Annotated in this window: 13 protein-coding genes; 2 read left to right on the forward strand and 11 right to left on the reverse strand. The window is 47.4% G+C overall.

Annotated elements, in window-relative coordinates:
• Window positions 1–15 precede the first annotated feature (15 nt).
• The 9 genes from MKY98_RS01175 to MKY98_RS01220 form a co-directional block, all read right to left on the reverse strand.
• Window positions 16–360 carry a hypothetical protein gene (locus MKY98_RS01175; RefSeq protein WP_016820169.1) on the reverse strand — a complete coding sequence of 115 codons (345 nt, stop codon included), beginning with the start codon at window positions 358–360 and terminating at the stop codon, window positions 16–18.
• Between the two features lie 113 nt (window positions 361–473).
• Window positions 474–3,437, reverse strand: a complete 2,964-nt coding sequence (locus MKY98_RS01180; RefSeq protein ID WP_069010154.1) for a DEAD/DEAH box helicase — start codon at window positions 3,435–3,437, stop codon at window positions 474–476.
• On the reverse strand, window positions 3,434–5,089 hold the full coding sequence (locus MKY98_RS01190) for an SWIM zinc finger family protein (protein WP_069010153.1): 1,656 nt from the start codon (window positions 5,087–5,089) through the stop codon (window positions 3,434–3,436). Before MKY98_RS01190 ends, MKY98_RS01180 begins: the two co-directional genes overlap by 4 nt.
• A gap of 196 nt (window positions 5,090–5,285) precedes the next feature.
• Complete coding sequence (locus MKY98_RS01195) at window positions 5,286–6,404, reverse strand: GerAB/ArcD/ProY family transporter (protein WP_069010152.1); 1,119 nt, start codon at window positions 6,402–6,404, stop codon at window positions 5,286–5,288.
• Window positions 6,404–7,561 (reverse strand): Ger(x)C family spore germination protein, encoded by a 1,158-nt coding sequence (locus MKY98_RS01200; RefSeq protein WP_069010151.1) that lies wholly within the window; start codon window positions 7,559–7,561, stop codon window positions 6,404–6,406. The genes MKY98_RS01195 and MKY98_RS01200 overlap by 1 nt, the downstream gene beginning before the upstream one ends.
• Before the next feature lie 4 nt (window positions 7,562–7,565).
• Window positions 7,566–9,044 carry a spore germination protein gene (locus MKY98_RS01205; RefSeq protein ID WP_029516902.1) on the reverse strand — a complete coding sequence of 493 codons (1,479 nt, stop codon included), beginning with the start codon at window positions 9,042–9,044 and terminating at the stop codon, window positions 7,566–7,568.
• Between the two features lie 236 nt (window positions 9,045–9,280).
• Window positions 9,281–9,946: a beta-phosphoglucomutase gene (pgmB, locus tag MKY98_RS01210; RefSeq protein WP_029516901.1), complete on the reverse strand. Its 666-nt coding sequence runs from the start codon at window positions 9,944–9,946 to the stop codon at window positions 9,281–9,283.
• A gap of 25 nt (window positions 9,947–9,971) precedes the next feature.
• Window positions 9,972–12,254 (reverse strand): glycoside hydrolase family 65 protein, encoded by a 2,283-nt coding sequence (locus MKY98_RS01215; protein ID WP_029516900.1) that lies wholly within the window; start codon window positions 12,252–12,254, stop codon window positions 9,972–9,974.
• Between the two features lie 154 nt (window positions 12,255–12,408).
• A complete protein-coding gene (locus MKY98_RS01220; RefSeq protein WP_069010150.1) occupies window positions 12,409–13,416 on the reverse strand; it encodes a LacI family DNA-binding transcriptional regulator in 1,008 nt (335 codons plus the stop codon).
• A 242-nt stretch (window positions 13,417–13,658) separates the two neighbouring features.
• On the opposite strand from MKY98_RS01220, the gene MKY98_RS01225 reads away from it, so the two are divergent.
• Window positions 13,659–15,323: a PTS transporter subunit IIBC gene (locus MKY98_RS01225; protein WP_069010149.1), complete on the forward strand. Its 1,665-nt coding sequence runs from the start codon at window positions 13,659–13,661 to the stop codon at window positions 15,321–15,323.
• A 5-nt stretch (window positions 15,324–15,328) separates the two neighbouring features.
• Complete coding sequence (locus MKY98_RS01230; RefSeq protein WP_069010148.1) at window positions 15,329–16,150, forward strand: endonuclease/exonuclease/phosphatase family protein; 822 nt, start codon at window positions 15,329–15,331, stop codon at window positions 16,148–16,150.
• A gap of 20 nt (window positions 16,151–16,170) precedes the next feature.
• On the opposite strand, the gene MKY98_RS01235 is transcribed toward MKY98_RS01230, so the two are convergent.
• Window positions 16,171–17,370, reverse strand: a complete 1,200-nt coding sequence (locus MKY98_RS01235) for an MFS transporter (protein WP_069010147.1) — start codon at window positions 17,368–17,370, stop codon at window positions 16,171–16,173.
• A gap of 205 nt (window positions 17,371–17,575) precedes the next feature.
• Window positions 17,576–18,073, reverse strand: a complete 498-nt coding sequence (locus tag MKY98_RS01240) for a DinB family protein (protein WP_039274097.1) — start codon at window positions 18,071–18,073, stop codon at window positions 17,576–17,578.
• Window positions 18,074–18,219: the final 146 nt, after the last annotated feature.

Here is an 18,219-nt window from a genome sequence, read left to right on the forward strand (position 1 = left end):
GCGTTCGGTATGAGCTTAACCAATAACGACAAATGAGGATACGCCAGCAGGTACGGATCTAACGCGGAATAATACTCCATCATCTCTAAAAGTACGCAGAATATAAGGCTGGTTCGTAGGTGTGCGGACTCTGTTGAATCGGGCAGTACCAAAGCGGTCGAAGCCTGCAGCTTGGACAAAGGTTCCATCTAAACGCCGGAGTGTTGCAAAAAATCCAGACGTGTTAAAAGGTACACCATCATTGTTAGCCCAGATAACTGTAAATCTACGAAGGGTTTGTGTTGGACTCACATTGCGATATCTCGTAACAGGAACCTTTCTGCCCGTAGATTTCAGCGTTTGTGGAGGACGAATGGCCACTTCAAATCAACTCCTTTGTTGTGATGAGATAGTAAATGCACACAAAGGAGTTTTGGACCGTGCTATAAACTACTGCTTCCTAAAAATAGGTATATATTGAACTTGGGACATCATTATGCCCACTCGCGCCGTAGCGTAAAGAGGTCTTTTAACGCGTCTGTAGACAGCTCAGTAATCCAGCCTTCGGTACTGGTTATGATTTGGTCGCTAAGCTGCTGCTTGCTCTCCAGCATTTCATCAATGCGTTCCTCCAGCGTGCCCAGCGAGATAAATTTGTGCACCTGTACATCCTTCGTTTGTCCCATCCGATAGGCTCGGTCTGTGGCCTGATTTTCAACAGCCGGATTCCACCAGCGATCAAAGTGAAAGACGTGGTTGGCTGCCGTCAGATTCAGACCCACCCCCCCGGCTTTGAGCGACAAAATAAACACGGATGGCTGCTCGGCAGGGGGGAGCGTGTGAGATTGGAATTGATCAATCATTCGGTCACGCGCCGTTTTGGACGTGCTACCGTTCAGATAGAGCACAGGCTCTTGCAGCTCCTGAGCGAGTACCCGCTGGAGCATCTGCCCCATACCAATATACTGTGTAAAAATAAGGCAGCGCTCGCCCTCCTCCCGCAGTTCCTTGACCATAGCCAGAATGCGCTCTAGCTTGGATGAACGGCTAATGACCGTCTCAAGATCGGACTGACTATAACCGGAAGCCGCTGCATCCGGGAATGCCTCCTTGGTTAAGAGGGCTGGGTGGTCGCAAAGCTGCTTCAACTGGGTAAGGGCGGATAAAATGGCTCCTTTCCGTTCAATCCCTTCCAGCTTCTGCATCCGTTCCATCAACTCTTTGACAATCTGGTCATAGAGCGCGCCCTGCTCAGAGGTCAGATGAATGTAGGTTTTCATCTCATTCTTGTCAGGCAAATCAAGCTGTATAGCAGGGTCCTTCTTCTTGCGCCGCAGCATGAAGGGCTGAACCAGCTTTTGCAAATCTAATGTGCGCTGCTCGTTATGTTCCTTCTCAATAGCATTCATAAAACGATTGCTAAAGGCGCGTGAGCTGCCCAGATAACCTGGATTGATAAAATCATAAATGGACCACAGCTCGGACAATCGATTTTCAATAGGTGTCCCGGTCAACGCAATCCGATGACGTGCAGGAAAGCTGCGCACGGCTGTGGATTGCTTGGTTTGCGCATTTTTAATGTTTTGCGCTTCATCCAGGCAGACCGAATCCCAGGTCATGCTTTGTAGCAGCTCTTGATCCAGGGTTGCCGTAGCAAAGGAGGTCAGGATGACATCAGCCTGCTCTACTTCTTCACGGAACAAGTCTCCCTGCTTCCGCCTGCTTCCATAGTGCAGCATCACCTTCAATGAAGGGGCGAAGCGGCTGAGTTCCTTCTGCCAGTTGCCCAGCACCGACGTCGGGCAAATCAGCAGCGAACTGGAGCGGACACCCGTCTCAGCGGCAATTTCCTGTAAGTGCAGTAAATAAGTAATAAATTGCACCGTTTTACCAAGTCCCATGTCATCGGCCAGACAGGCCCCCAGTCCAAAACGCCGTAAAAAGGCAAGCCATGCGTACCCGTCCCTCTGATACGTCCGCAGCTCGGCTTGCAGCCCGTCCGGCACGTCCAATGCAGGCCATTCTGACTGCCGTCCGAGCTGGCTGATCAGCTTCAGCAGATGGGCATTCAGCTCGACTTCCAGCCGGAAGCGTGCCGCATCCTCCGGCTGCTCACCCGAGGCGTCGCCTTCAGGCTCGTCGGCGTTGCCGAGCAGGTGCAGCTGCAAGATGTCCTGAAAGGACAACCCCTGAGCGCTGTCGATCCCGGCCATGGCCCGGCGGATCTGCGCCAGCAGCGCGGGATCGAGCGCGATCCATTGCCCGCGAAAGCGAACCAAGCGCTCGTTGCGAGCGACCAGCTCGGCGAATTCCGACTCGCTCAGATCGGCATCGCCGATGGCAACACGCCAATCGAACTGGACAATCGAGTCCAGTCCGAACAGCGAGCTGCCCTTCGTGCGCTCTCCCGCCCCTTCGCCCGGGCGTACCTTGGCCCGCAGCTTCGGCTTCTTGCGGGTAGCTGCCTCCCACCAAGCCGGGAGCAGCACTTGCCAACCGCTTTCCAGCAGACGCTGGCTGTCGGTCGTCAGGAATTGCCACGCCGCTTCGTCGGAGAGCGGGCGATTCAGCACGTCATCGCGGCTTCCGGCACGCTGCCCGGCAGGCAAAATCGAGGTCAAGCCTTCTAGCCACCCGGCTGAGCGCTCACGGACATGTGCTGTCCAGGCATCGGGCCATGAGCCGGATGCGTACCCATCATCGGCGAGCTGTACAGACACCAGCAACGCCGGGTCTTGCTTGTCCTGCAACACAAGCTTGAGCTGCCAGGACGGCTCGTCGTCCTCCAGCTCTGGCTCCAGCAGTTGCAGAAGCGGCCGAAAGGGCGCGGTATCGGCTTTCCAGCCGATGGCGATGAGCCAGGCCCGCGCGTCTAGACCCGCCGCGGCTGGGCGGTTGGAGGCGAAGAGAATCGGATATTCTCTTCGCAAATCGGCGGCTTCCGCTTCGGTGCCGTACCAGCGTTGAAATACGGCAGACGAGAACGCCGCTATCAGCCCATCTTGTTCGTCCTTCTCCAAGTTGCCTAGCAAAGCAAGCTCTGCCGGCTGGATGTTTTCCAGTGCTTCCGCATCCCATTCCCATTGCAGCTTCCCTGCCTGGAACGCCGTGAAGCTGGGCACATAGGCTTTCGCTTCAATACAGTGAGCAAGCGAAGGGATCAGCTGAAGCCATGGGGCATGGGCCTCGTCCCAGATCCATTCGATATGCTTTAGAAGCTCGCGCTCTGCCAGAAAAGGAATCACCTGCTCCGAAGGCAGCAGGATAATATCCGTGTCTTGAACATGTTGAATCTCCAGCTCGGTGCCATAAAACGAAGCCTCATGCCAAGCAAACAAACGCTGCTTCAGAATTTGGCCGGAAATGCTATAGTTCATGGAGGAATCGCCATAGATCAGCGCGTCTCCATAGGTAGTTAATTGGATATGCACGGTAATCGTTTCGGTATATTGACTCATGATAACAATTTCCCTTTCCGCAATTCCTCCTGTAGCGCCCGCAGGCGGCTATGACGGCTGGTGAAGGTCGTAAAGAACAGCTCCCAGCGTGATTCTTGCTTCATTTTCTTGTACAGCTTGAACAGCCGCTTTAATAGCTTGACTGCTGCTTTATAGCTGGATCTGTTTTTTTCTAGCACATAGCGTTCTACCGCTTGATGGTAAAAGGGGAGTAGTAACTCAGGCGCGTTCTTTTCAATGGGCTGTAACACGCTCACTCGAAAACTCAAAGGTTCACTGCGTATGCTTAGCTGATAGTCGATCCATGACCGCCATTTCTCGTGAGCAAGCAGTGCCTCTTCATACATTCCTCCGGCAAATGGAAGCATACCCACCAGCGTGTCCCACATGTCCTGCTCCGCTTCTGGAAGGTGCTGCAAAACCACATCCCAATCATGCATATAATCCTGTAAATGGTCATCCCGATGACTGTGAAGCAGGGGACCGATATGCCGCAGTCCGTCCTTGAGGCGTGCCCAATTCTCAGCTTTACGCAACGCCTGTAAGAACAAAAGCAATTGGTTGGAAGAGATTTTTAGTGGAAAAGCTCGTTCCGCTTCCTGAAGAAGTACCCAGGCTTCATTATCCTGCGATTGGAAAATATGCATCCAGCTGCGAGCCAACATCCACGGAAGCCTTGCTAAAGTAGTGCCGAGATCCTCCTCAGCCGCCTGCAAATGCTGTAATTCCTCCGTATATATGCTGGAGTCCTGTCTTACGGGATGCACCCAGTACAGCCAAAACTGATAATACGCGTCTGAAAAATAAGTACCGTTACGCGATTCTGTCAGCATTTTTCGGCGTAAATAGGCTAAGGTTTCTGCCATACGGGCTTCTTGCATCGGTTCATCGGTCAGCTCCAGTGGACTCTCAAAATCACGCTCGATCGCTTCTTTAAGCTCATCGGCAGCAATTTGCGTGTAATACCCCATATAGGTATGAGAGGGATAGCCTGGCATGGAAGACTGAGGTACCAGCTTTTCCAGCACACGCAGATGAGCATGCAGTCCGTATAGCTGTTGCATGCCGGGTGAAAGCGGCGGCTTCACAGCATAGATCGAGGCTAAAGCGCTTTGGACAAATTGGGAGTTTTGTGTGTTTACATGGTTAAGGGCGATACACTGATCGAACAGATCATGCCACTCTGAAATGGGCATGTCCGGTATTTTACTTGCAGTTTTACTGAGGGCGTTTCTTGTTGTTTCCTTGTGATCCGGTAAAAGATTCGACCGGGAAGGAGGTGTGTTACGCGTGTCAGCTTTTGTCGCCAATCGAGTGAATCCCGCCGAATGAGCGTTCACTAAAGCATGTACAGAACGTTCCTGTTCATTCGCGTAATTCAGTAGTACGGCGATCATATGCTTGCAGTTGGCGTGGACAGGGCATGTACATCTGCTGGCAGCAAAAGCGCTCAAGTGGAGATCCACCTCGTATAGCTCGCTTCCATCCACGACAGCTGCAATATGATCGGCATCAGGCATTGCGAATTCTTTTACCTTTCCTTGCTTAAAATATTGGAAACCTCGTTTGATCGTCACATCATTAAAATGGTCAGCCACGTTTTGAATAAGCTGTTGCCACTGTATATCATCCATAAGATAGGTTGGTTTCATATGCATTAGTCTCCTAAGAGAGAATAGTTGATCTGGTATAGCTTAACTCTTCCATTATATCAGTTCATGAATATAAATTGAGTGGAGGGAGCAGTTGGAAAATTTCGAAGTATAACCGCCAAGTGCAGTAAAAAGCCCTCTTACGCTGTGGCGTAAGAAGGCTTGAGTCTCATCAGCAAGAATGGGGAGGCATTCTCTATTGTTTCCCACCCGGATTCTCTGTTCGATGGAAGACCATAGAGATAACAAGAAGCACCAAGGGTACTACTGCGCATACAGCAATTCCAAAATAACCTATTATTTTATCGAAGTTGCCTATCTCAACAAAATTTTGGGGATACATGCTCAGGCAAAATAATATAATTAACGGGAGATAACAGATATACCCGTTCCACTTTTGGGTGAGCTGGCTGATCCCCGTTACAATATAGAAATAATAGTTTGAGGCGGTCATGAAAATTTTGATCGTCCACAAAATGATAAATAATATTTCAAATCGTTCCAGGAACGCGCCGGGGAATTCAATTTGCTGTGCAAAAGAAACGACTGGCCATTGCAGTCGGGAAACTTCCTCAACTGACATACAGCCGACGACCATCGTTACCATTAAAATATACAAACCCATTGCAATCGAGTAGCCGATTGACCCAGCCTTCCATGCTTTTTGGGGGTGGGTCATCACATTAGTTAATATAAGGATGGATTCAAAACCCAATGTAGAGAAAGGTATAACTTTAAGTGATTCAAAGATCGGTCGCCATCCTTTATGGAAAACAGGGCGCAAATTATCAAGATTGAAATGGTTGACATTAAGAACGACCAACAATAAAAAAACAATAAGGGTTAAAGGGAAAAAAAGTTCGATCAATCGAACCATTGCATGGAGACCGCCCCAGGTCAAATACCCAATAAGCAGAAGAAACGGTAAGAGAATCATACTTATTGGGGTTCTCTCCAGTGCAAGACCTTTGAGGAATTCCGCCATCATTCTACATACAAAAGAGCATATCATCGTGCAATGTACAATAAATGCAATATTGATGAGCAGGCCGATGAATTTACCCGCGATCACAGGATTGAGCTCATAGAACGTCTTCCCTGGAAATCTCCGGCACAGTTTAAAATGGATAAAAACGATGCCTACCCCAAGCAGACTTGCCAGCAAAAGTCCCTGCCACACGTCGGGCGTTTGTGTCTTTTCCGCGATGGTTCTTGGCAAACTGACAATTCCCACAGCGTACACGGTCGAAGTGACTGTAAGTAAGGCTTGAAGGGTAGAGATTTTTTCCTGTTTCATGGAAGGTATGTTGGACATTACTCTTCCTCTCCTTTTGTATAAGCACCTGTTCGTTCAATCTGTACTTCAGCCTGAACATCGATTGGTATTTGACTGAATGTATTTTGCCAATTTTCCTTTACCCGATCCCAGTAAGCGGGATAGTTCACTTTTACTTTTGTGCCAAAACCGACTACATCTGCTCTCATTTCTTTCTGAAGTGTGTTTAGCGATTGGGATATGGTCTGTTTGATTTCATCTTGCGCCGCTTCTTTGGCGGTTCGGATGAATGATTCCTTCAGGAAGTCTACAGAAGTAACCGAGTTTTCGTTTAGCTTGATATCTGTTTTGATACGAACTGTGAATGAGAGATCCTGTCCATTAAGGTGGGGAATAAGTTTACTATGGGCATCCTCAACTTCAAAGACCATGTGTTGCTTCGTCTTTGGGTCCTCAACTTTAATAATGGAACCCTTCGTTTTTCCCAGCATCCAGTTGATTCCGATAACATCCTCTTCGTCCAGCCAAAAAGCAAATTTCTTCGTTTTGCCGCTGACCAGAGCTGCTCCTGAGAAGTGATTGCCGTCATTGCTTTCTAGGCATTGAATGAGGAAGTCAGCTCCTTGTGAGATATGTGTAGACATTTCCCCTAATGTTATTCTATAAGGTATTTTTGAGTTGAAATCACTATTTTTGGCCAATGCTTCAAGGTCAATGGAAGGTATCTCTTTATGTTTGCCAATCTTATTGAGCGCTTCTTTCGCATTGCCTTTTACGATCATAACAAGTGATTTTCGACTCGGTTTATAGGAGCGAGTAAACGTATCTAACAATTGGTCGATTCTTGTTTTTTGTATAGCTTGGTCACTAATCAAAATCAAGCGAATAAAACTATATAAAGGAGCACGGGATACCTGCTTGGCCTGTTCCCTGGAAGCAGACTGGATTGAATCTTTGTTAAAGGTTGTTACGTTGCTATACATATTTTTTCTGGATTTCTGCGCTATTAAGTGCTGGTAGGTAAGTTCCAGCATATCCTGCTGATCCGTATCAATGGCGACGCCTTGAATAATACTCAAGTTATCGATCTCTCTGCTATCCCAACAACCGGTGAGGAGAGCAGCACATGCGATCCATGCAGCAAAGCATTTTTGCGCCCATAGGGTTCGACGAAACAGAAAGATGTAAGAGAGCATAGGTTTACTTCCTTTTTCTGTTAGATTGTATTTCGTCCTGTGTCTTTAGCATCATAGGGCGTTTTTTGAGATATTTAAAAGGAACCCGAACCAAAGTATCTTGTTGATCTCTTAGCCGAATTGGGGCTAGGGGTGACATGTAAGGAACTCCAAAGCTTTTGATCTGGACCATGTGTACGCCTAAACAAATAAAGGCTAAAATTACTCCATACAGCCCATAAATCCCTGCGATCATCATAATGGGGAAACGAAGAAGCCGGATTCCAATACTGCCGCTGTACTGCGGGCTTGCAAAGGACGCAATGGCAGTAAGACCAACGACAATAATCAGAAAAGCACTTACGATCGCCGCCTCGACAGCGGCTTGTCCAATCACAAGACCGCCTACAATCCCGATGACTTGTCCTATGCCTTTAGGTAGCCGTAGACTTGCCTCGCGCAGTATTTCCAATGCTAACTCCATAATTAGAGCTTCCACAAAAACGGGAAAAGGAATCCCTTCCCTTGAGGCAACGATAGACATCACTAGCTCAGGTGGGATTAATCCAGGATGAAAAGAAATAAGTGCAACGTACAGCGAAGGCAGGAATGTTGCAATGAACAGAGCCGTTAAACGAAGCATGCGGAAAAATGTTCCTAAAGGAAAACGCTCGTAATAATCCTCTGGGGATTGAGCCAGCATCCAGAAGGTCATGGGAGCAATCAGGACAAAAGGAGTGCCATCAAGCATAATGACAACTCTTCCGGACATTAAAGCATTTATAGCTTTATCCGAGCGTTCAGAGGCTTGGATCTGTGGGAACGGAGACCATGAATGTTCCTCAATCCATTGCTCAATAATCCCGGTATCGGAAGCATCGTCCACATCAATCGTTTCGACTCTCCGTTTAACTTCCTGAACTAGCTCCGGATTTGCGATATCTGATATGTACAGGATCGCTAACTTCCGTGAGGATCTCCTTCCTATGGTCATTTTATCTATTTTGAAACTTAGATCTTTGATATGCCGCCTTACCATTGCCAGGTTGCTTTGCAAATCTTCAATAAAACCTTCTCTCGGTCCTCTAACCAAAGTTTCAGTGCTTGGTTCATCGACACTTCGCGACGGAAACTGGCCCGTAGACGCAAAAAAGACTTCATCGGTTCCTTCGATCAGCAGACAGGTATTTCCCGATAACACTTCGTGTACACACGTCTCAAGGTCTGTCTCTTCTTCCATATCGATCGTAAATGCTGTCTGCTGTATCAGCTCCTCCTTTATTTTCTCGGGATTAACTTGGGAGTGACTTTCACGAATTCCAGTTAAAATGAGCGGCTTGACGATTTGTTCGTTAATGATGCTCGTATCCGCAATACCAGAGAGATAGATCATAATTACATGAATTCCCGTTTGACCCACATTCATTTTCTTGAAGACGACATCAGGAAGATGACCCAGGGTCTTTTGTAGATGGTCCAATTTCGCCTCGAGTGATCTTGCCATGACTCCTCCTCCTTCAAAAGTTATGCATGTAATATGTGTAAAATGGTAATAAATATTCATGGAATGGTAATCTAATGTGTTCAACGATAGAGGAGCTGAAGACGCGAGAGACAGAGGGAGTTTTTTGGGTATATGTAAACAAAAACGAACACCAGTGGTGTCCGTTTTTGGTCATACTTATGAGGCGAGGGTACTCTATCCTAGAGATAACGCCATATAAATTCCTCCGAGTGGAGTCACTTTTTGAACTCGTAAAAATGTGCCTCCAACATGCTCAGAGAAAGCTCGGCAGTCGTGGCTACCACGATATCTGCCCCTTGCATTTGTGAAGGTGTTCCTACACCGACCGCAAACATCCCGGCGCCCTTGATCGCCTGTATGCCAGCCTGTGCGTCCTCTATACCGATACAATCGGCAGGCTGAACGCCCAGATTTGCAGCTCCAGTAAGGAAAATTTCCGGGTCAGGCTTGCCATGCCGAATGGCGGTAACATCCACCACACTGTCAAAATAGTACGCTAGCTCCAGTCGCTCCAGGATAAACGCTGCATTTTTACTTGCAGAGGCCAGAGCGATGCCGATTCGGGCTTCACGAAGTTCTGTCAGAAGCGCTTTAATGCCTGGAAGAATGTCCGAGGGAGTTACAGCTGAGATGAGCCGCTGATACTCCGTATTTTTCCGTGTGGCCAGTTCTTGCTTGCCTTCTTCTGAAAACGTATTGGACAGGTTACCGCGCGCCAGTATTTTGTCGAGCGATTCCGTACGGCTGATTCCTTTTAACTGTTCATTAAATTCCCGATCAAAAGGGATGTTTAACGCTGCCGCCAAGCTGCCCCATGCCTGAAAATGATATTCGGCGGTATCTGTGATGACTCCGTCCAGATCAAAAATGACTGCCTTCATTTGCTTTCCCCCCTGTCTACCCGATTTATGAAACGCTGTTCGTCATTAACGGCCGCCCACTGGTAATGTGCGTTGGCTGTCCATACAGCTCCAGCGTCAGCGGTTCTCCATCCAACAGGGTAATGATCACTTCATTTTCCTGTACGAGAATACTTAGCAAGCGACCGCGATAGTTGATTTTAAACGTATATTTGGTCCAGTCTTGAGGCAAGAAGGGGGAGAAGCTTAATGTTTCATTATAGGTTCTCATCCCGGCAAATCCCTGTACAATCGCCAGCCAGCTTCCCGTCATGGAAGTGATATGAAGGCCGTCTTCGGTATCGTTATTATAGTTATCCAGATCCAGACGGGCCGTCCGCTTATACATCTCGACTGCTTTTTCCTCCATTTTGAGTTCGGCGGCCAGCACGGCGTGTATAGAAGGAGACAGACTGGATTCATGAACAGTCATGGGCTCGTAAAATGCAAAATTGCGCGCTTTTTCCTCCAGTGTGAACTGGTCTCCAAAGAAATACAGCCCTTGCAGCACATCTGCCTGCTTAATGAAGCATGAACGCAGGATTTTATCCCATGACCATTTCTGGTTTAGTGGAAGGTTGCTGGGATCAAGGGCGGATACAGGCTGCAAATCCTTATCCATAAAGGTATCGTGTTGTACGAAGACTTCCCGCTCCTCATCATAGGGATAATACATGTGAGTGACGATATCCTGCCAATGTGCAAGCTCATCAGCCGTAACTGCCAGGCGCTGCGCTTTCTCAGTCGAAATTTGAGGCAAGACCGATAATGTATATTTCAAAACCCATGCAGCCAGCGTGTTGGTATACCAGTTGTTATTGACGTTATTTTCGTATTCGTTTGGCCCGGTAACCCCGTGGATCATATACTGCTGCTGACTTTTGGAAAAATGAACCCGGTCGGCCCAGAAGCGGCTAATTTCGACCAGTACATCTACGCCGTAGTCATGCAGATAGGTCAAGTCACCCGTATAGTTGGTGTAATTGTAAATGGCATAGGCAATGGCACCGTTACGATGAATTTCCTCGAAGGTAATTTCCCATTCGTTATGGCATTCCACACCCGTAAAAGTGACCATAGGGTACAGTGCACCCCGAAGTCCTTGCTGGGTCGCGTTATGCTTGGCACCCTCAAGTTGTTGGTAGCGATACAGCAGCAGATTTCGGGTTACATCCGGGTCTGCGAGCGCCAGGTACATAGGTACGGCATATGCTTCTGTGTCCCAATAGGTGGCACCGCCATATTTTTCACCTGTAAAACCCTTGGGACCAATGTTCAGACGGGCATCTTCACCGTAGTACGTAGAGAACAGCTGGAAAATGTTAAAGCGTATTCCCTGTTGGGCCTCCGTATCGCCCTCTATTTCTACATCTGCTTTGTCCCAACGTCGGGCCCAAGCTGCGACATGCTCCTGTTTAAGAGAAGTGTAGCCTTTGTTCACAGCTTCTACGGCGATGCGTTCAGCTTGTGGAATCAGTGCGTCCTTTTCCATATCCCGTGAAGTTGTAACAGCCACAAATTTTTGCAGCTGGATACTGTCGCCCGGAGCGACGCTGTATTGATAGTGGCGAGCAGCATACAAAAAGCCCTCTTCCGTCGTCTGCTGATCCTGTCCCTCGGTCACAATACCCATGGTAGCGTTTACGGTAAAGCGCGGAATACCGAAGGGATTATCTATAGTTGTTGTGGACAGGCTAATGAATTGTTCCTGAACCTCTCGGGCCTCCTCCAGCCAAAAAACCTCATCATAGTTCGTGTCTTCATTCTTCGTATTGCCGTCCAAATAGGGGACAAGCTCTATAGTTAGAGGTTGCTCACTTATATTCGTTGCTTGGTAATCAATCAGGCATAGCTCACGAGTGGTGATGCTCAGAAAACGCTCCGTAGTGATACGAACCTGATCGTTCACGGTGCAGGTGCGTCGCAGGATCCCCTGTTTCATGTCCAACTCCTGCACAAAATCGCTGATGTGTGCCGTAAATAAGTCTACTTCCTCTTGGTTTACGATCAGATTGATGCCGATGAAGTTCATGGCATTGATGACCTTACCAAAATACTCAGGATAGCCGTTTTTCCACCAGCCGACCTTTGTTTTGTCGGGGAACCATACACCGGAGATATAAGTTCCCTGATGATGATCCCCTGAATACGTTTCTTCGAAATTGCCGCGCATGCCCATATAACCGTTGCCTATGGACGTTAAGCTTTCCTGTAATCGCATGTGTGTGCTATGTAGAGCGTGTGTTGTCAGCTTCCAACTATCTACGTCAAATAATCGGTTGTAAACCATGAGTGCGTACCCCTCTCGGAAAATGAGATCGTTGTTTTAACGAGACCAATATATGAGCGAGTTCAGTATATAGTGCAACCGTTTGCCCTGTCAACGCAAAAAAACTGATTTTATGGATATCCACAAAATCAGTTCTTGTCCATTTCTTAGAGATTCATAGTACCTGGCTGGATTTGCGCTCCACGATTCGGTGGGGCACAATGATGTGTTTGGTCAGTTCCTTGGGATCCTCAATTTTTTCAATCAGGCTTTTGGCAGCCTGATAACCCAGAGTAAAGATATCAATATCCACGGATGTAAGAGGAGGATTCATCAGCTCAGCCAGCATTAGATTATTGAAGCTCACCATGGATAACTGCTCTGGCATGGACACGCCTAACTGGGCAAGCATTTTCTGTACGGCCATGGCTACAAGGTCGTCGCTAACGATCATCGCAGTAGGCGGCGGGGTAGCCTGCAATAACGCGCGCATGTCCTCCAGATTAAAGGGTTCTCTGACCACGTATTCCTTCGGTAGAGGCAAGCCAACCTCTCGTAGCGCATCTTGGTAGCCTCGGAGTCTTTCAAGATTCACGATGTGTTCCTGATCACCGCCAACATAAGCAATGCGCTGATGATTCAGCCCAGTCAAATAAGTGACCACATCCTTGGCAGCCTGGTAGTTGTCGTTGTCTACATGGGTGGTTTCGCTGACAAACTGTTGAGGCTTGCCTATTACGGTATAGGGAATTTTTTCTTTGTGAAGATACTCCACGATGCTATCCTTTTGCTTGGAGTACAGGACAATGTAGCCGTCAACGCGTCCGGTCCGGGTCATCAGCTTTACGCGGGATAGCAATTCATCATTCGTTTTGCCTGTGACAATCGACAGTGTATAGTTGTGCTCGTTCACCCATTCGCTGATCCCGCGAAGACTTTCCGGAAAGAAAGGATTTTGAAAGATCGCCACATCCGATTCAGGCATAATAATGCCTATCGACTGTGTGACTCGGTTAGCCAGACTCTGAGCTGAATAGTTGGGTTCATAGCCAAGCGCCTTCATTTCTTTACGGACACGTACCTTGGTAGCTTCGCTGATTTTGGGGCTATCTTGAATGACGCGGGATACGGTGGAAGTAGCAACATTAGCACGTTTTGCGACATCTTTGATGGTTACTGCCATCGTCTTCGTCTCCTTTTGCTATCTCAAGCAGGAAATATTATGTTCTATCATACGATATTGCTCGAAAATCAACAAATTCGCGGTTTTTTCGAGTGTTTCTATCATTATTAACCAAGATATTTACAATTAGGGTATTGCTAATAGAAAGCGATATCATTATAATAATTGTGCAACCGATTGCATAATATTTTTTGAGTACTACCCATGCTATACATACTATAAGGGATGGAGACTGAACGAGCATGAAAAAACTTCTATCATTTGATTTTTGGCAAAAGCTTGGGAAGGCACTGCTTGTGGTTGTTGCTGTTATGCCGGCGGCCGGGATTATGATTTCGCTTGGTAAAGTAGTGGCGATGTTGGCTGGCGATATTCATTTCTGGTTGACCGTCGGCGGGGTCATGGAGAATTTGGGTTGGGGTATTATCAATAACTTACACATTCTATTTGCGGTAGCGATAGGTGGTTCCTGGGCTAAGGAACGGGCGGGCGGGGCTTTTGCGGCTTTAATTGCCTTTGTTCTCATCAATATTTCAACAGGGACGATTTTGGGCGTATCATCGAAGATGTTAACCCAGGAGGGAGCAACCACCCATACACTCTTCGGTGCATCGATTCCGGTCAGTGGTTATTTCACCTCTGTCTTAGGAGCACCCGCACTCAACATGGGCGTGTTTGTCGGTATCATCTCCGGATTCGTCGGGGCGGTGGTATTTAACAAGTACTATAATTACCGCAAGCTGCCGGACGCTTTAGCCTTTTTTAACGGTAAACGTTTTGTTCCTTTTGTCGTGATTTTATGGTCTGTCATCGTAAGTTTGATCATGTCTGCCGTCTGGCCATTTGTCCAGGGGGGGATTAATCAGTTCGGCATTTGGTTGGCGACTTCGGGAGAATCGGCTCCTTTTGTAGCACCATTTGTCTATGGTACACTGGAAAGACTGCTGATTCCTTTTGGACTTCATCATATGCTGACCGTTCCTATTAACTATACTCAACTTGGAGGCGTTTACACAACGCTTACAGGTTCCGGGGCAGGAAGTGTCGTTGCCGGGCAAGACCCGCTGTGGCTGGCTTGGGCAAGTGACCTGAGTGCGCTTCGTGGTACCGATCCGACAGCCTACAATAGCTTGTTGGAAGGCGTGACGCCTGCCCGCTTCAAGGTAGGACAAATGATTGGTGGAGCAGGTATCCTTATGGGACTAGCGGTGGCTATGTATCGCCGTGTAGACAAAGACAAACGCGGCAAGTACAAGTCGATGATCTTTTCGGCAGCCGCAGCTGTCTTTTTAACAGGGGTAACGGAGCCACTGGAATTCATGTTTATGTTCGTGGCGCCTGTGCTGTATGTGGTTTATGCTATTCTTACCGGTATTGCGTTCGGAATGGCCGACATCATACATTTGCGTTTACATTCATTTGGTATGATTGAACTGCTGACCCGAATGCCGTTGTCTATAAATGCGGGGTTGGTGCAGGATATTATTAACTTCGTGCTGACTTGCGTGGTGTTTGCGGTAGCAACCTACTTTATCGCTTATTTTATGATCGGTAAATTCCAAATGGCTACGCCAGGAAGACTGGGGAACTATACGGATGAGGAGCCTCAAGGGACTTCCGAGGCAGGGAGTACGAAGACAGAGGGTGTGGCAGCTACTTCCACTCAAAACCAACTGGCTACGGATATCATCAAGACACTTGGGGGTGAGCAGAATATTGTCGAGGTGGACGCTTGCATGACCCGTCTGCGTGTGACGGTGAAGGATACAGATGCCGTTGGGGACGAAAAGACGTGGAAAGCGCTGGGTGCCTTGGGCTTGATAAAAGTAGATAATGGGGTGCAGGCGGTTTACGGACCGAAGGCTGATGTGCTTAAATCAGATATACAAGACATACTCAACAGGTGATTACTTTGAAGTTGTTAACCTTAAATGCACATGCTTGGATGGAAGAAAACCAGCACGATAAGCTAAAGCAACTGGCTGCTTTTATTGATGAACAGCAGTTTGATGTCATTGCTTTACAGGAAGTGAACCAGTCTATGGAAGAGGCTCCTTTGTCAGCGGACGATTTGGGCACTTACCATAGCGCAGATCCTGAAGTTGTCATTAAGCGTGATAACTATGCTTATGTGCTGAACGGGCTATTGTCTGATAGCTATCATTGGACGTGGGCTCCCGCGCATGTTGGTTTTGCCAAATACGACGAGGGGTTGGCGATTCTGTCGAAAACACCGATTACAGCTACGGTGAACGAATATATTTCCTCGCTACAGGATTATGACAACTACCGCTCACGTAAAATTGTCGGTATTCAAACTGAGGTGGACGGAGTGCAGGCTTGGTTTGTAAGTGGACATTTTAACTGGTGGAATGATGAAGAATCCTTCCGTGGACTCTGGGATCGTACAACAAAAGTGCTACATTCTTTTGCTCCGACTCCTGTGTTCATGATGGGTGATTTCAACAACGCGGCTGAAGTACGCGGAGAAGGATATGACTATGTACTGCAATCCGGCTGGTCGGACACCTATCCGAATGCAGCAGTACGTGATGAAGGCCACACGGTGATTAAAGCTATTGCTGGTTGGGAAAGTAATGCGGAGCCGCTCCGCATTGACTTTATCTTCTCCAATAAGGCTGCACAGGTACAATCCTCGACCGTTGTACTGAACGGAAAAACAGGACCAGTTGTATCGGATCATTTTGGGGTTGCAGTTGAGTTGGAGCTGTGATGAAAAAGGGGGCCAGTTGCTTATGCAATTGGCCTTTTTCTTATAGATTTCGACTTAAATCGAATGACATATTGGATAACTATGGCGATCAACACCAAAATCAAATTGTAGTAAAAGGGAGTGTTGATGCTAAAGCGTTCCATGAGTACACCTGCGATGATCGGAGACACAATAGCCCCCAATTCGGACAAAGATACGACGTTGCCGATAAATGTGCTTCTGTTCTCCTCAGGAATAACATCCCCTAGTTGCGAGTAAAAGGAATCCAGATAGCTGGCCCCTCCGATACCTCCGATGAACATTCCTAAGTATACGATCCACGGTTCAGTGAACCAAAGAAATAAAATGATTTCCACCATGATCAACAATAGACCGAGGATACAAAGCATCAAGCGATCCTTAAGTAGATCAGATATTTTGCCAATAAAGGGCGCTGAGATGAAGGTCGATATGCCGATAATTGTAAAAGCTAAGCTAATTTCTGCGGGGCTCCAATGGAGCTTGTAGGTTGCATATATGGAGAAGTACGTTAAAAATATAGCGAATGCACTCATTTCAAGAAAATGAACGGTGGAATAGAGCAGTAGCTGTTTCGTTAGCATGGTTTTTCTTTTCGACTCATGAAGGGGTACGTGCTGTTGCTGAGGTTTGGAGGAGAGACTGGGGAAGGTCATTCTGGAGACGGCAACGAAGGATATACATGAGAAAATAGCAACGAAATAAAACGGAATGGATAAAGAAAAATAAGAAACAATAGCTCCACTCATAAGAGGCCCTAAAATCATACCGGCACCTTCACTGCTGCTGATATATCCATTGAGCGTGCCTCGATTCTCTGCGGTGCTCATATGGTTGATCGTGACTCTTACAAAGACGGTTAGCCCTATAGCTACCAAGCCCTGAAGGAGTCTCAGTATGGATAAAATGATGAAGCTTGTTGCAATCGGAAACAGGAGCATACAAGCGATTTCGGCAATGAGTAAGCTCAACCCCAAGCGTTTTGCGCCAATCTTTTCATAAATTCGTCCTGCCAAGCCTCCACCAAGAAATCTCCCCACATAAAACAGAGAAAATAAAATGCTCATGCCGAGTACGGATATCCCGAATTGCTCTACATAAATAGCAAAGAGTGGAAGGATCATACTTCCACTCATGTTAGCAATAAGGCTGATCACGATCATACAGGCGATATTACGATTTAAATATAAGTGTCTCACCATAACCTCGAAACCTCTCTTTGATCTTGCATCATGGGAACCGTTATTCGGATTGCACTTGATTACGGATGAACGGCTTCAAGTCGAGTTAGCGGGTTCCCATATAGGCTACGCGAGCGAGTTCCTCGCGGTGCCTAAATCCCAATGCAATGATGGAGGTATGAAGCGGCGGATGGAAGGAATCTTGATTAGAGCGGTGGTGTTGCCTTTAAGCTGGAAAGCCACCTCCTGGTGGTGGCCAAGCTCCATAGATCCGGCGTAGCAGTACGATTTCACCCAAATGATATGAATTGTGGGAAGCGATATTCCGCAGCAGTCCTGCTTTCGTTTCACCTGGGAAATGAGCTAGTGAATCATCCAGTTGCGCGGTTTCGGCAATCTGCACAGCTTGATCTACGCCCTGTAAAAATTCGTTAATGAGAGCCTGCCATGCCTCTTCGCTTTGCGGTCCAGTCTCTTCGGGCCAGCTTTCCATGACATTGCCCGGAAGCTGGGGCTTCCGTCCTTCCAAATGCTCCAGCATAAATTGCTGCCAGTAGATCATATGCTTCAGCAGTTGATAAATGCTGTAAGGCATTTCTGCATTTTTCTTCCCTGCCAGCTCGACGTCAATGTCTGGTAAAGCCCGAGCTACTCGAATATGTCCACGTTCCCCGACCAGTGATTTAACCAGCGCTTGACCGAATAATTGATTGGCATCTGACATGTATGATCATCCCTTCTATGGAGAGTTTGTTCTAGCTTAGTCTCATTTAACGATTATACAATTATATTTTATGAAATGTAAATGAATGCATGATTTAAAGTAAAGGGTAGAAATGTTTTTAATAAAGTGGTTGATAATTGTTCTCA

The sequence above is a fragment of the Paenibacillus sp. FSL M8-0228 genome, assembly GCF_038007385.1.
GTDB lineage: Bacteria > Bacillota > Bacilli > Paenibacillales > Paenibacillaceae > Paenibacillus > Paenibacillus polymyxa_D.

What these genes read in the sequence shown, in the direction of transcription:
- MKY98_RS01180 (WP_069010154.1), bottom strand. Translation starts at nt 3,437, where the DNA reads ATGAGTCAATATACCGAAACGATTACCGTGCATATCCAATTAACTACC.
- MKY98_RS01190 (WP_069010153.1), bottom strand. Translation starts at nt 5,089, where the DNA reads ATGAAACCAACCTATCTTATGGATGATATACAGTGGCAACAGCTTATT.
- MKY98_RS01195 (WP_069010152.1), bottom strand. Translation starts at nt 6,404, where the DNA reads ATGTCCAACATACCTTCCATGAAACAGGAAAAAATCTCTACCCTTCAA.
- MKY98_RS01200 (WP_069010151.1), bottom strand. Translation starts at nt 7,561, where the DNA reads ATGCTCTCTTACATCTTTCTGTTTCGTCGAACCCTATGGGCGCAAAAA.
- MKY98_RS01205 (WP_029516902.1), bottom strand. Translation starts at nt 9,044, where the DNA reads ATGGCAAGATCACTCGAGGCGAAATTGGACCATCTACAAAAGACCCTG.
- pgmB (WP_029516901.1), bottom strand. Translation starts at nt 9,946, where the DNA reads ATGAAGGCAGTCATTTTTGATCTGGACGGAGTCATCACAGATACCGCC.
- MKY98_RS01215 (WP_029516900.1), bottom strand. Translation starts at nt 12,254, where the DNA reads ATGGTTTACAACCGATTATTTGACGTAGATAGTTGGAAGCTGACAACA.
- MKY98_RS01220 (WP_069010150.1), bottom strand. Translation starts at nt 13,416, where the DNA reads ATGGCAGTAACCATCAAAGATGTCGCAAAACGTGCTAATGTTGCTACT.
- MKY98_RS01225 (WP_069010149.1), top strand. Translation starts at nt 13,659, where the DNA reads ATGAAAAAACTTCTATCATTTGATTTTTGGCAAAAGCTTGGGAAGGCA.
- MKY98_RS01235 (WP_069010147.1), bottom strand. Translation starts at nt 17,370, where the DNA reads ATGGTGAGACACTTATATTTAAATCGTAATATCGCCTGTATGATCGTG.
- MKY98_RS01240 (WP_039274097.1), bottom strand. Translation starts at nt 18,073, where the DNA reads ATGTCAGATGCCAATCAATTATTCGGTCAAGCGCTGGTTAAATCACTG.